14 protein-coding genes and 3 tRNA genes are annotated in these 13,998 nt (G+C 44.3%); 11 read left to right on the forward strand and 6 right to left on the reverse strand.

The window, feature by feature from the left end:
* The first annotated feature begins 129 nt into the window (after nucleotides 1-129).
* The 7 genes from csrA (at nucleotide 130) to CW735_RS05330 (ending at nucleotide 4,539) form a co-directional block, all read left to right on the forward strand.
* Nucleotides 130-321, forward strand: coding sequence for a carbon storage regulator CsrA (gene csrA, locus CW735_RS05300; RefSeq protein ID WP_032094439.1), 192 nt, complete (start codon nucleotides 130-132; stop codon nucleotides 319-321).
* 325 nt (nucleotides 322-646) lie between these two features.
* Nucleotides 647-736: transfer RNA gene (locus CW735_RS05305), tRNA-Ser, on the forward strand.
* Between the two features lie 39 nt (nucleotides 737-775).
* Nucleotides 776-852: transfer RNA gene (locus CW735_RS05310), tRNA-Arg, on the forward strand.
* Between the two features lie 52 nt (nucleotides 853-904).
* A tRNA-Arg gene (locus CW735_RS05315) sits at nucleotides 905-981 on the forward strand.
* A 189-nt stretch (nucleotides 982-1,170) separates the two neighbouring features.
* Nucleotides 1,171-1,470: an OadG family transporter subunit gene (locus CW735_RS05320; RefSeq protein ID WP_071979627.1), complete on the forward strand. Its 300-nt coding sequence runs from the start codon at nucleotides 1,171-1,173 to the stop codon at nucleotides 1,468-1,470.
* Between the two features lie 15 nt (nucleotides 1,471-1,485).
* Nucleotides 1,486-3,405, forward strand: coding sequence for a sodium-extruding oxaloacetate decarboxylase subunit alpha (oadA, locus tag CW735_RS05325; protein WP_071979626.1), 1,920 nt, complete (start codon nucleotides 1,486-1,488; stop codon nucleotides 3,403-3,405).
* Between the two features lie 3 nt (nucleotides 3,406-3,408).
* Nucleotides 3,409-4,539 (forward strand): sodium ion-translocating decarboxylase subunit beta, encoded by a 1,131-nt coding sequence (locus CW735_RS05330; protein WP_071979625.1) that lies wholly within the window; start codon nucleotides 3,409-3,411, stop codon nucleotides 4,537-4,539.
* Nucleotides 4,540-4,645: 106 nt separating this feature from the next.
* Here CW735_RS05330 and CW735_RS05335 read toward each other — a convergent pair whose 3' ends face one another.
* From CW735_RS05335 to pspF, 6 genes are read right to left on the reverse strand one after another with little or no spacing between them, the layout of a single operon-like run.
* On the reverse strand, nucleotides 4,646-5,452 hold the full coding sequence (locus CW735_RS05335; RefSeq protein WP_071979624.1) for an ATP-binding cassette domain-containing protein: 807 nt from the start codon (nucleotides 5,450-5,452) through the stop codon (nucleotides 4,646-4,648).
* The gene (locus tag CW735_RS05340; protein WP_071979623.1) at nucleotides 5,449-6,444 is read right to left on the reverse strand and encodes a peptide ABC transporter ATP-binding protein; all 996 of its coding nucleotides are present in this window, start codon (nucleotides 6,442-6,444) and stop codon (nucleotides 5,449-5,451) included. Before CW735_RS05340 ends, CW735_RS05335 begins: the two co-directional genes overlap by 4 nt.
* Nucleotide 6,445: 1 nt before the next feature.
* A complete protein-coding gene (locus CW735_RS05345) occupies nucleotides 6,446-7,339 on the reverse strand; it encodes an ABC transporter permease subunit (RefSeq protein ID WP_071979622.1) in 894 nt (297 codons plus the stop codon).
* Nucleotides 7,326-8,357: an ABC transporter permease gene (locus CW735_RS05350; RefSeq protein WP_071979621.1), complete on the reverse strand. Its 1,032-nt coding sequence runs from the start codon at nucleotides 8,355-8,357 to the stop codon at nucleotides 7,326-7,328. Before CW735_RS05350 ends, CW735_RS05345 begins: the two co-directional genes overlap by 14 nt.
* On the reverse strand, nucleotides 8,354-10,087 hold the full coding sequence (locus CW735_RS05355) for an ABC transporter substrate-binding protein (protein WP_100971226.1): 1,734 nt from the start codon (nucleotides 10,085-10,087) through the stop codon (nucleotides 8,354-8,356). Before CW735_RS05355 ends, CW735_RS05350 begins: the two co-directional genes overlap by 4 nt.
* 3 nt (nucleotides 10,088-10,090) lie before the next feature.
* A complete protein-coding gene (pspF, locus tag CW735_RS05360; protein ID WP_100971228.1) occupies nucleotides 10,091-11,200 on the reverse strand; it encodes a phage shock protein operon transcriptional activator in 1,110 nt (369 codons plus the stop codon).
* 319 nt (nucleotides 11,201-11,519) lie between these two features.
* On the opposite strand from pspF, the gene pspA reads away from it, so the two are divergent.
* The 4 genes from pspA to phhA all read left to right on the forward strand — a co-directional run bounded on the left by pspA (nucleotide 11,520) and on the right by phhA (nucleotide 13,952).
* On the forward strand, nucleotides 11,520-12,203 hold the full coding sequence (gene pspA, locus CW735_RS05365; protein WP_071979618.1) for a phage shock protein PspA: 684 nt from the start codon (nucleotides 11,520-11,522) through the stop codon (nucleotides 12,201-12,203).
* Between the two features lie 71 nt (nucleotides 12,204-12,274).
* Nucleotides 12,275-12,514, forward strand: coding sequence for an envelope stress response membrane protein PspB (gene pspB / locus CW735_RS05370; protein ID WP_071979617.1), 240 nt, complete (start codon nucleotides 12,275-12,277; stop codon nucleotides 12,512-12,514).
* The gene (gene pspC / locus CW735_RS05375; RefSeq protein WP_071979616.1) at nucleotides 12,511-12,960 is read left to right on the forward strand and encodes an envelope stress response membrane protein PspC; all 450 of its coding nucleotides are present in this window, start codon (nucleotides 12,511-12,513) and stop codon (nucleotides 12,958-12,960) included. The genes pspB and pspC overlap by 4 nt, the downstream gene beginning before the upstream one ends.
* Before the next feature lie 191 nt (nucleotides 12,961-13,151).
* On the forward strand, nucleotides 13,152-13,952 hold the full coding sequence (gene phhA, locus CW735_RS05380) for a phenylalanine 4-monooxygenase (protein ID WP_071979615.1): 801 nt from the start codon (nucleotides 13,152-13,154) through the stop codon (nucleotides 13,950-13,952).
* Nucleotides 13,953-13,998 lie beyond the last annotated feature (46 nt).

Below are 13,998 nucleotides of genomic sequence, written 5' to 3' on the forward strand. Positions count from 1 at the left end.
TAAGTGCATATAACAGTGAGTTTTTGAAGTGACACAGAGACAGGGAATCACTGTGCTTCCGCTGGGTCGTGCCGGCGAGTAAGCGAACTATAATGGAAACGTTAAATATAAAGGAACAGGAGCAAGCGAATGCTTATTTTGACTCGTCGAGTTGGTGAAACGCTTATGGTTGGTGACGATGTTACTGTTACTGTGTTAGGCGTAAAAGGGAATCAGGTACGAATAGGTGTTAACGCACCAAAAGAAGTTTCTGTGCACCGTGAAGAGATATATATGCGCATTCAAGCTGAAAAGGGCGGACAGCCCGATTCTGCAGAGTAAGCGTTAATAGAGCTTCACTGGGAAAGGTCGGCGCACGCCGGCCTTTTTTGTTGGTGTTTTTATTATTGTTGGGTCACCTTGATGTAGAACCACTCCAACGTTTTAAGTCTCGCTGAGTGGGTAAGCATCTATACACATATCTATACACAGCGGTATAAGCCAATTTATGCATGGCATTCTTTGAAATCGTGTTTATACTGTTTAACCAGCATTCAAATTACGTGTTTTTTAAACGAATCGTTTAAAATGACAGCGGACGAACACTTTCTTCCTAAAAAAGGTTTGACTCAAGCCAGTGAATCCGTAAAATGCATCCCGCACTCAAGGAGAGGTGGGTGAGTGGCTGAAACCAGTTCCCTGCTAAGGAACCGTACGTTAATTCGTACCGAGGGTTCGAATCCCTCCCTCTCCGCCATTATTCGTTGATAGTGGCGGTCGACAAAAAGTTTATTGCGCGTGTGTAGCTCAGCTGGATAGAGTACCTGGCTACGAACCAGGCGGTCGGAGGTTCGAATCCTTCCACACGCGCCACTTACTTGAAGCGTCACCTTTCGATGTAAAAATTGAAAGTAAAACAGTTTACGCGTGTGTAGCTCAGCTGGATAGAGTACCTGGCTACGAACCAGGCGGTCGGAGGTTCGAATCCTTCCACACGCGCCATATAAGAGAGCCCACCTCATTGAGGTGGGTTTTTTTATCTCTGTCAAAACAGCATGCCATGAGATAGTCATTTCTCTTACTCGTCCTCCATCTATTTCCTCGCTTTTTACTAAATGTTCCTTAGCTTTGTTGAAGTTTGAGTGACCCCGTGATAGTTATTTAACCACAACAACAAACTTGTGAGCACGCATGAATACCGATTCTGTTGCTAGCCTTCTATTAGAGGCCGCTTCTTTAATGCTAATAGGCATGGTGTTTGTCTTTTCTTTTCTTGGCTTGCTTATATTAGGCATTCATTTAATAGCGAAATTCTGTAGCGTATTTCCAGGCGAAGTAGCCTCAGAATCAGTTGTGGCTGACAGAAGGGCTAATGCGCAACAACCAAGCGTTGAAGGTTCAATCACTGATGGCTCAGGCATCGAAAAGAATGTCATCGCCGCAATTTCTGCCGCTATACACGCACATCGAAAAACCAATAAGAATTCATAATTTCAAGGATTTACCATGACTAAGCCTCTTGCCCTTACTGAGCTTGTTTTACGTGATGCGCATCAATCGTTACTGGCAACCCGAATGCGTATTGAAGATATGCTTCCCATTGCAGAGAAGTTAGACAGCGCTGGTTTCTGGTCTGTAGAGTCATGGGGAGGAGCAACCTTTGATGCTTGTATCCGCTATCTGGGAGAAGATCCTTGGGAGCGCATTAGACAACTAAAAAAAGCGATGCCCAACACTAGACAACAAATGCTGCTGCGTGGACAAAATCTCCTGGGGTACCGGCACTATGCCGATGACGTAGTAACGCGCTTTGTTGAACGAGCGCACGAGAGTGGCGTCGATGTTTTTCGAATTTTCGATGCAATGAATGATATCCGAAACCTCAAAACAGCGGTTAAAGCCACAATCGACAGCGGAGCACATGCTCAGGGAACTATCTCCTATACAGTAAGTCCTGTTCACGGTTTAGAATTGTGGTTAGACATGGCCAAACAGCTGGAAGACCTTGGTGTACATTCCATATGCATTAAAGATATGGCAGGTTTACTCAAACCCTATGAATGTGAGGCATTAATTTCGGGGCTAAAAGAAACAGTTCACGTGCCCATTGCTATGCAATGTCACGCTACTACTGGCCTCAGTACTGCAACTTATCAAAAAGCCGTTGATGCAGGCATTGATATGCTTGACACCGCAATATCCTCTATGAGTATGACCTACGGGCACACCGCCACTGAAACCATGGTGTCGATTGTGGAGGGAACGCAGCGAGATACAGGTATCTCGCTGCCACATTTAGAAGAGATTGCGAGCTATTTTCGAGAGGTAAGAAAGAAATACAGTCAATTTGAGGGCAGCTTAAAGGGGGTGGATGCGCGTATACTTCTCGCCCAAGTTCCAGGTGGTATGCTTACGAATATGGAAAGCCAGCTTAAAGAGCAAGGAGCAGAAGATAAGTTTGAAGAGGTGCTAAAAGAAATTCCTCGAGTTCGTGAAGATCTCGGCTTTATACCTCTTGTTACGCCGACGTCGCAAATTGTAGGTACTCAGTCGGTATTAAATGTATTAACCGGCGAACGCTATAAAAGTATCACTAAAGAAACCGCGGGGGTGTTAAAGGGTGAATATGGCGCTACCGCCGCCCCCGTTAACGCTGAGTTACAAGCGCGTGTGTTAGATGGCAGTGAGCCGATAACATGCCGACCTGCTGATAATATCGAGCCAGAACTTGATAAGCTTGAAAAAGAGTTAGACGAGCTAGCGGACAAAAAGAACATAACGCTGTGCGACGCCAAAATTGATGATGTGCTGACTTACGCACTTTTTCCTCAAATTGGGCTTAAATTTCTGACTAATCGCGGTAATCCTGATGCTTTTGAGGCGCCCCCCGAAGTCTATGATGCAGCGCCTGCTAAGACATCTAAACAAGATGATAAATCAGCAGATGCAACAACTGCGTCTAACACTATTGGTTTGAATGAGATAGGTTCTAATAACGGGGCTTCTGAAAACATAGCCTCTGAAAACATAGCATCAGAAAAAACAGCCTCTTACGACGTTAATGTTGATGGTAAAGTATACCATGTAGAAGTGGCCCCATCTGGAACGCTTACCAGTGTTACATCTGCAACCTCAGGCGCAGCGCAAAATGAAACACCCAAAGAGGTTTCATCGCAGACCACTTCATCGTCAACCCCTGCACCATCTCAGGCGAGCGAGTCTATTGATGCGCCCTTGGCTGGAAATGTGTTTAAAATTCTCGTTCGCAAGGGAGATTCCGTTTCAGAAGGCGATGTGGTCATTATATTAGAAGCGATGAAAATGGAGACGGAAATTCGCTCGGCCTATACAGGTACAGTGAGCGATATTCTGGTGAATGATGGCGACGCCGTAAGCAGTGGGCAGCCACTGATTGCGTTGGGGTAGTACATGGATAAGTTACTATTGCTTTGGGAAAGTACTGCGCTTGCCCATTTTGAGATGGGACAGCTTGTTATGATGCTAGTGGGGTTCGGCTTGCTCTACTTGGCTATTGTAAAGAAGTTTGAGCCGCTATTGCTACTGCCCATAGGCTTTGGCGCGTTGCTTACTAATATCCCCATAGCCGGCTTTTCAGAGGCCGGTGGGTTGCTGCATTATATTTACAAAATTGGCATAGATACCGGAGTATTTCCACTGCTTATTTTTATGGGCGTTGGTGCAATGACTGACTTCAGCGCATTAATTGCTAACCCTAAAATGCTGCTGTTAGGGGCCGCCGCTCAGTTTGGAATATTTGCCACTCTGTTTGGTGCTATTGCATTGAATTTGTTGCCCGGATTTGAGTTTACGTTAAAAGATGCCAGTGCAATTGCCATTATCGGCGGCGCGGACGGTCCTACAGCCATTTTTTTGGCATCGCGATTAGCACCAGATTTATTGGGAGCAATAGCCGTAGCCGCTTATTCGTATATGGCGTTAGTTCCCATTATTCAGCCTCCTATTATGAAAGCGTTAACCTCAAAGGCTGAGCGCGAAATAAAGATGGGGCAATTACGATTTGTGTCCCAGCGAGAAAAAATCATTTTCCCTCTGGCGGTATTGTTTCTTACTATTTTATTCTTACCTGCAGCAACGCCCCTTGTTGGTATGTTTTGCTTTGGAAACTTAATGAAAGAATGTGGGGTGGTAGACCGCTTAAGCAAAACGGCTCAAAATGAACTTATTAATACAGTTACCATATTTCTTGGTCTTGCGGTTGGTTCGAAACTGTCAGCAGAAGCTTTCCTTACGGTAGAAACCCTCGGTATTCTTGGTTTAGGGGCTATCGCTTTTGCAATTGGTACCGCCACTGGGGTACTTATGGCCAGGTTAATGAGCAAACTGAGCGGCGGAGATATTAATCCGCTCATAGGTGCTGCAGGTGTTTCTGCGGTGCCTATGGCAGCTAGGGTGGTAAATAAAGTGGGTCTGGAAGCCAATCCTCATAATTTTCTGTTGATGCACGCCATGGGCCCTAATGTGGCAGGTGTACTTGGCTCGGCCGTTGCCGCAGGAATACTTCTCGCGTTGGTAGGTTAATTATCTATGCGGACTGATGGTACAACATAATTTGTCTCTTGGACTGACGTAAAATCGTCCTCAATTCAGATATCAAAAACGGTGCTTAATGAGGCACCGTTTTTTGTTATCGAATGGTTTGCTGGGGTACGAGAGAATGGTAAGCCGTAACCAATTTTTTGGTTCTGGTATGCTGAGGCCAGCGAAAGATTGTTTCCGTTTTGCCCTCTTCAACAATTTGCCCTTTTTCCATCACAATCACTTTGTCTGCGATGTGACGCACAATTCCTAAGTTGTGACTAATAAAGATAAAGGCTAACCCAAGTTCTTGCTGTAAAGCCAATATTAAGTTCACGGTTTGTGAGCGTATGGAAGGATCTAACGCAGCAAAAGGCTCATCTGCCACAAGTACTTTAGGTTTAAGCATTATTGCTCGTGCTAACGCAATGCGTTGTTGTTGACCGTCTGAAAGCATATTCCTATAGAAGTAATAGTGCTCCCGTAACAAGCCCACTTTAACCAGAGTATCTTCTATCACTTCTTTACGCTCAGAGGCATCTAGCTGAGTATTCAAACGCAAAGGCTCATCAAGAATGCGTCCAACGGGCACCGATGGATTCATGGTTTCACTACTATGTTGTAGAATCATGCGAATGTCATGAGTGCGCTTGCGTTGACCATCTTTAGATTTATATTTGGCTAAATACTTGTGTTCATTAATTTCTATTTCACCCTCGTCGGCACGAACGGCGCCCACAAGCAGCTTTGCCAATAGTGATTTACCAGAGCGGTTTTCGCCAATAATAGCCACGGTTTCTCCCCGTTTAACGGTAAGCTCAATGGGGCCCAATTTAAAAACTTCAGGGCGCTTTAACCAACGCTTTTTTTCATTGTGCAAAAAGGTTAATTGCTTAACGTGCATTACGTCGGTCATAGCTTCTCCATATGTAGCGGAAAGTGGCAACTATAACTGTGGTCGTGAATTTTGCGTACTACAGGCGTTTGAACGCATGCGCGCTGAGCTCTCGGGCATCTTGGTCCAAGTCGACAGCCAATGGGTAAATGTTGCAAAGTAGGAATTGATCCAGCAATAGTCGGCAGGTGAGACTTAGGAGGTAAATCTTTCCTAAAGCTCGGTGCGCTGTCTAGCAAAGCCTTTGTATACGGGTGCAGCGGACGCTTTTTAATATGCTTCATTCTGCCAGATTCAACGGTTTGTCCAGCATAAAGCACCGTCATGGTATGCGACATACTGGCAATGGCAAGCAGGTCGTGACTCACAAACAAAATAGATAAAGAACGGGTTTGGTTTAGTCGAGTAAAGAGCTTTAGAATTTGTGTTTTGGTTGTAGGCTCCATTCCTCGTGTGGGATCGTCTGCAATAAGAAGTGTAGGTTGAGACACAAGCGCCATGGCAATCATAAACTTTTGACCAATGTCTGCGGGTATTTGATGGGGATAGGCACTTAAATAATGCTTATGGTGCTTAATTCCTACTTTATGAACGGTACTGATGGCAATTTTTTTACGATGCTGAGCTCGCTGCCAAAACCAGTTTCCCTGCACAAACTCACTGGGAATACTCTCTTCTAGTTGCTCTCCTAGTGTGGCAGAGGGGTCCAAACTCGCTTGAGGATTTTGGAAAACCACCGCTATCTCACGACGCATAACTTCCCGACGCTGCTGAGCCGACATGCCCAGTAAGTTATCACCATTCCAGCTCATTCTATCTGCAGTAAGTGTCCACTCCGTGGGAAGAGCTCCGCAAATTGCCGCCACAATTAAACTCTTACCAGAGCCTGATTCTCCAACCAACGCGCGAATTTCGCCGCTGCTTACAGACAGGTTGACCTTATCTAATGCCTTAATAGTGCCCTCACTGCTATGCATCTCTAGCGTCAGGTTTTTAATATCTAACATTGGCATTTTAGTGATTAACCCTTTTTCTTAAGGCAGAACGGAGTCCGTCGCCTACTACATTTATAGAAAGCACGAGAAGAAAAATCGTCATTCCGGGTAGAGCAACATTCCATGGAGCTAAGTAGGTTACATCCAGACCATCAGATAAAATGGCACCTAATTCAGGTAGCGGAGATTGTGCGCCTAAATTTAAAAAGCCAAGAGCCGCTATATCGATTACTGCTATTGATAGCGCAATAGTGCCTTGAACTACTAGCATTTCAGTCATATTGGGTAATATTGAGTAAGTGAACAATTGCCACTTGTTTGCACCATCAAGCTTGGATGCCACAATATAGTCTTTTTTCATTTCACTGCGCACAAGGCTGCGGGTATGATGAACAAACTGAGGAATGAGAGCCAACGTAATTGCCCACATACTATTGACTAGCCCAGTGCCGAATATAGCAACGATGATAATAGCAATGAGTAATGTTGGAATTGCCATAAGCGCATCGGGAAAGTGATTGGCAATACTTGAACGCACACCGCGAAGCATGCCTGCAAAAGCGCCAAGGCTTACGCCAATTAGCATAGCGAGTACCACCGTAATAAAGGCGGAGCCCAAGGTGATACGACACCCATAAATAACTCGAGTAAATAAATCTCTTCCCAGCGAATCGGTGCCGAAGAGATGAGATATGGAGCCATTACCCATCCAACTAGGCGGTACTAAAAGGCCGTCTATGTTTTGTTCATTGGCACCGTATGGCGTAAGAAGCGGTGCGAAAATAGCAAAAATCACAAATATGGCAAGCAGCACAGCGCCGGCCATGGCAATGTGGCTGGCTCTGAACGCTCGCCATGTACGTTGCCAAGGAGAGGGGTGAAACTCTTCTTCGTACAAACTAAATTGCGGCATGCTCGTACTTCTCTCTGCTTGGATCTATAAGTCTGTTGAACATATCAACTGTAATGGTGAGCATAATCACCAGCGAGGATACCGCCAGCATTCCCACGCGAAGAGCCGGATAATCCCGTTGATAAATAGCCTGAATGAGCCAGTTGCCAATACCAGGCCATGAGAAAAGAGTTTCCACAATCATAGTATTAGTGATAAGCGTGGTTATTTGAATCGCCATTAGCGGCAATATGGGAAGCAGCGCGTTTCTGAGTATGTGCCTAAAAAAAATCTGGCTCCCAGACAATCCCCTAGACATTGCGGCGGCGATGTAAGGCTGGTTTTTTGCGTCAATCACCGAGCGTCTCGTGATTCGCACTATCGATGCTGTAGATATAGCACCAATGGCAATAGTAGGAAGTGTGAGATGAGACATAGCATCTTTAAATGCTAATCGCTTGTTCTCCAAATCTGAGAGTAAAATGTCTATTAATATAAACCCACTCACGGGCTCAACATCAAATAACAAGCTTATTCTGCCTGAAAGCGGTGCCTTATCTAACTGAAGACTGAAAACGAGTATGAGTAATAATGCAAACCAAAATACCGGAAAAGAGTAAGTTGTAATGCTGGTGGTGTTAATGATGTAGTCGGAGGAAGAGTAGCAACGCATGCCAGCATAGTATCCAAGCGGAATACCAATAACCAGTGCCATCAACATGGAGTAAGTGGCTAACTCAATAGTAGCCGGCATGGCAATTCCAATTTCTTCGCGCAGTGGTATGCCGGAAGTAAAGCTGTAACCCCACTCGCCACTAAACAAGTCTCCCATGTAATAGAAAAACTGAACTAAGTAAGACCGATCTAGGCGAAATTGCTTTTCCAAAGCGGCTCTTTGTTCGTCGTTAGCCGGCACAATACCAGTGAGATTTGCCAGGACATCACCGGGAAATAGATACGCGAGCGAAAACGACATCACCGCCAACACCAGAAGGGTTAGCACAAAAAGAATGCTGTAGCGAGCTAGGATCCGAATCACAGTACTTTTTCTACTCCACCAAAACGAACGCCGCCAAAGGGGTTGATGGTCATCCCTTTCACCTCATTTCTGTATGCTTGATAGCGATAAGCGTGTGCAATTGGAACAAGCGGAAGGCGTTCAAACATGAGTCTATTTACTTGATGATAAATGGCTCTACGCTTGTCGAGATCTTCTGTTTTTAACGCTTCATTAATTAGCCTATCATAATCTTTGTCGCACCACATGGCTCGGTTTGTGCCAGAGGGGATAGCGCCACAACTCAGTAGCGGGCGATAAAAGTTATCCGGATCGCCGTTATCTGCAGACCAGCCAATTAATACTGAATCGTGCAATCCTTCCTGCAGGTGTCGCCTAAACGTTTTCCAATCATAAGTCACAATGTTGGCTTCTACGCCCACTTCTCGCAGATAACGTTGAATCAGTTCAGCCATTTTCATCGCGTTAGGGTTGTATGCGCGTTCTACCGGCATTGCCCAAATTGTCATTGAGAAGCCCGGCTCAATTCCCGCTTCGGCGAGCAGTCTTCTCGCTAAAACAGGGTTGTATGCTGTATCGTCAGCGTCGTTTTGATACGCCCAACTAGCCGCCGGTAGAAGACTCTTAGCTCGGGAAGCACTGTCGAAATATACCGCTTCAAGAAGCGTGTTTTTGTCAATTGCAATGGCTAAGGCACGTCTTACATTTGGGTTGTCAAAAGGAGCCCGTTGAGTGTTAAAAGCCCAAAAACCAATGTTCAGGCCAGGCTTTTCAGCAAGGGTTAAGTCTTCTCTATTTCTTATAACTTCAAGCTCGGTTTGCGCAGGAAAAGCGGTAGCGTCACACTCTCCAGTCATCAGCTTTGCCAGCCTTAGAGAGCTTCGGGGCGTAATATCAAAAATAAGTTGTTTTACACTAGTGTCGGCATTGGCTACGCCAAGCTCCTCATTGTTATCTTTAGTATTGTCCTCGGTGTTCCCTTCCATACCTTCATCAATATTTTCAGTAAGGCCATTTGCGCTAGCATTAATATCTCGGCGCCAATAATTTTCATGATGAAGGTATTTGATATAGCTATCTTTTCGAAAGCTTTCGAATTTATACGGGCCGGTTCCAACAGGCAATTGATCAATCTGGCTTGGGTTGCCTTCTTTAAAAAGTTGAGAGCCGTACTCCTGAGACAAAATCACAGAAAAATCAGTAGCCAAGTTAGCTAAGAACGAACTGTCTCTGCGTTTCAACGTAATTTCTACGCGATAGCCATTTACTCTCTCTACATTAGCTATGTTGTCGGCTAATCCTAAGCTTTCAAAATAGGGATAGCTTCCATTCGAAACGTTGTGAAATGGATGGGTGGGCAATCGCCACCGATTAATGCTGAAGAGCACGTCGCTGGCGTTAAAGTTACGAGAAGGGGTGAAGTAATCGGTATTGTGAAACTCAACATCTCTACGTAATTGAAAGGCATAAGTTAAACCGTCGTCTGACACCAGCCAACTGCTAGCGAGGCTAGGAACAATACGGCCAGAGTCTGGATCGAAGTCGAGTAATCTGTCGTAAAGTTGATGCGATGTCGCATCAGATGTTGTGCTTGATGTGTCAAGCTGCGGGTTAAATGTAACTGGGTTACTCTCAGAGCAGTAAACCACACCAGTACTGTAAAAGGGTTGCTTGTTTTGCTTTGCGCAAGACACCACGCACACTGCCGTTAAGGCACATACTGCAACGCGTTTTAACATACTGGCTAACATCAATTAATCCTCACTGGTTTGTGCAGATGAGTCTAAGAGATTGTACTTTTTCAAGTAACCTCTTAGCTGATGATACGTTAGGCTCAGTTTTTCTGCTGTCTTTTTCTGATTAAACTGACTGTCTGAGAGAGCTTGTTTGATAATATCAATTTCAAATTGCTGTGAACGTTCTTTAAGATCGATGGGGTAATCTGTGAGCAGTGAATTTTTGTTAGAGGAAACCTCCTGAACCGTGTCTGCCACGTTAGCAGGTGCTGCCTCAGGCTTAGGGGCTTCTTTGGTGGCACCGCTTGTTACTCTATCCTGAGTGCGAACTCTTCCCTTTGGTCTAAATGCCGACTCGAATGGATCTAAAACAATCTCATGTACCGGAAGATGCGGATTATTCGTTCTGTAAACAGCACGCTCCACTACATTTTTTAATTCGCGAATGTTACCCGGCCATTCGTATTCGAGTAATGTGCGCTTGGCCTTTTCAGTAAAACCACTGAAAAGCTCCATTTCCATTTCTCTGGCCATATTAATGGCAAAGTTTTCAGCTAACATCATTATATCTTCTCTTCGTTCGCGAAGAGGAGGAATGGTAATAACGTCAAAAGCAAGACGGTCGAGTAGGTCCGCTCTAAACTCACCGGCATCGGCTAAGGCGGGTAAATCTTCATTGGTAGCAGCTATCAAGCGTACGTCAGTTTTTACCGACTTACTCCCTCCAACACGTTCAAACTCACCGTATTCCACCACGCGCAACAGCTTTTCTTGAATTAGCCCTGAAGTGTTTGCAAGTTCATCAAGAAAAAGTGTGCCGTTATGCGCAACTTCGAACCTACCTTCTCGCCGCTTAGCTGCTCCCGTAAAAGCTCCAGCCTCGTAACCAAATAACTCGCTTTCTAGTAAGCTTTCGTTTAATGCTGCACAATTCAGCTTTACGTAATTCTGATCCCAGCGCTTCGATAAAAAGTGCAGGCGTGCTGCAATTAACTCTTTACCTGTACCGCGTTCGCCAATAACTAACACCGGCTTGTCTAGTGGGGCAATTTGTGAAATTTGCTCTAATACTTCTAAGAAACTATTTGCTTGTCCTAGCAAATTGTCTTGCTGGCGATACCTACTCATTAAATCTCTCATTAGTTAGTCATTTCGACTAACAAATAGTGTAGAACAAAAAAAATTGATAAACGAGTATTATTTGAAATTAAAAAAAGGCTGAAATTTTAGGCGCTTACAGGTTTGGTAAGGTTGGCAAGCATATTGAATAAACATACCAACAAGTATTTTGAAAAGCGACATACACAAGAAGGGTAAGTTTCAATACAAAATAATCAGTATCAGTGGTCCACTAAGACTTTCACGTATCAATAGTGTACTAAAACAGGCTCAGTCATATTTTCTCAAGATTACATGATGACCAGATTTCTATTAAGAGGTAATTATTATGGGTATCTTCTCGCGTTTTACAGACATTGTGAACTCAAATATCAATTCGCTTTTAGACAAAGCGGAAGATCCGGAAAAGATGGTAAGACTTATCATTCAGGAAATGGAAGACACGCTGGTTGAAGTGCGCTCTGCCTCAGCAAAGACCCTTGCTAACAAGAAAGAAATTGTTAGTCAGATTTCTAAATATGAGAGCGATGCCGCAGACTGGCAGTCAAAAGCAGAGCTTGCATTAAGCAAAGACAGAGACGATTTAGCAAGAGCAGCGCTGCAAGAAAAGAAAAAGTCTGCAGACGCAGCAGAAACGTTATCAAACGAACTCGCTAATGTTGAGGCGCAAATTAGCAAGCTACAGGACGAGATAGGTCAGCTTCAAGAAAAGCTTGCCGATGCGAAAAGCCGTCAAAAAACCATTATTATGCGTCAAAAGACAGCGAGTTCGCGTCTTGAGGTTAAGAAAACTCTCGATAGCAGCAAGGTCGATAACGCAATGGGGCGCTTTGAGCAGTATGAGCGTAAAATTGACGATTTAGAGTCGCAAGTAGATGCCTATGACTTGGGCAGAAAATCGTTAAACGATGAGTTTGCTGAACTGGAAGCTGGTGACAAGGTTGATGATGAGCTTGCTGCGCTTAAAGCAAAAATGAAAAGCGCCAATAAAAATACTGAAAAATCTGAATAAATAATAAGAACTTGCGTCCAGCTTCGCGACTAAGCGAAGCTGGTAAATCAGAGACTGTTGGAGAATTCGAGATGGAAGAAGGAATGATTGCGATATTAGTAATGCCTTTAGTCGTGTTTACTATTTTTGTCGCCCCAATTTGGTTAATTTTGCACTATCGAAGTAAAAAACAAGTGAATCAGGGTCTAAGTTCTGAAGAGTATGCAGAGTTAAGTGCGCTGGCTGACAAAGCTGAGAAAATGAGTGAACGTATCGAGACTCTTGAATCTATTCTCGATAGTGAGGCTCCAGAGTGGAGGAATAGAGCATGAGAAATGGAAAGCAGCTCTATCGCAATTCAGACAACGCAAAAATAGCCGGAGTATGCTCAGGTATTGCTGAATACTTTGGATTAGAAACATGGCTTGTAAGGATCCTCGTTGTCACCGGTTTCTTTTTATTAGCCGGTCCGTTCATCTTTGTTGCGTACATAGCCGCTTGGTTTATCTTGGATAAAAAACCTAAACACCTAGAGGGCAGCAAAGCCGCCCCACAGGAGTTTTCAAAGGGCAAGGGCTGGGTAAACCCCGCGAGTAGCCAAACAAAAGAAGCAAAAGTGGAAGTGAAAACCAAGGTTTGGCAAGCCGGTGAGCCGCCGAGGCAAGCATTTCATGACATAAAAAAACGTTTTGAAAAAACCGAAGTTCGGTTACGTAAAATAGAAACCTATGTCACCTCAAAAGAATACCAGTTAAACAGAGAAATTAGCAGGCTATAACTTTAGCTCATAGTAACAAGAAGCCGCCTCAATGTAGGTGGCTTTTTTGTTTTTAATCAGCCCTTTATGGCTTTATGTAAAAACATTGTTACAGTGTTTCGAGCAGCTCAATATAGTGGAATGCTTTTCGGAAGATTCTTTTTGGTTAGACTAACCATCAAGTTAATCAGCAATTTATTGGTTTAGAAGTTATGCCAAAAACAACGCAATATGCATCGCGAGAATCTGACGATAAAGGTCATATAGCCTGGTCGCAAGAAGAAAATCAGATATGGTCTGAGCTTTACGCACGGCAAATTCCGTTAGTGAAAGAGCGAGCGTGCGATGAATATATAGACGGTTTGAACCTGCTGAATTTGAGTGAGAATAGCATTCCTCAATTGCCGGATATTAACAAAGTGCTCAAAGAGAAAACCGGTTGGCAAACTGCTGAAGTGCCCGCGTTAATTCCTTTTGGAGAATTTTTCCGCCTACTGGCGAACAAGCAATTTCCAGTAGCTACCTTTATCCGCTCAAGAGAAGAGTTTGATTATCTTCAAGAGCCCGATATTTTCCATGAGGTTTTTGGTCATTGTCCATTACTGACAAACCCTGCTTTTGCGCACTTTACCCATACCTACGGAAAGCTTGGCCTTGCTGCGAGTAAGGAAGACAGGATTTATCTTGCACGCCTGTACTGGTTTACCGTCGAGTTTGGTTTAGTGAAAGCAAAGGACGAGTTAAAAATTTATGGTGGCGGTATATTGTCGTCCCCGGGTGAGACCATTTATGCGCTAGATAGTGATGTGCCTGTGAGAAAGCCTCTATTGGCACTGGATGCGCTAAGAACGCCTTACCGAATAGATATCATGCAGCCCCTGTATTATATACTTCCAGAGTTTGATCATCTTTTTGAGCTGGCAGAGATGGACATTATGGCGCTTGTTGGTAAAGCTAAATCGCTAGGTTTGTTCGAACCCTTGTTCGAGCCGAAAGAGAAAAAAGCAGGTTAATTTTAGGTGCTAGAAACTGCCCAAAACATTAATAGTCCTGGGTGTA

It is taken from the genome of Alteromonas sp. MB-3u-76 (assembly GCF_002831605.1).
Lineage (GTDB): Bacteria > Pseudomonadota > Gammaproteobacteria > Enterobacterales > Alteromonadaceae > Alteromonas > Alteromonas hispanica.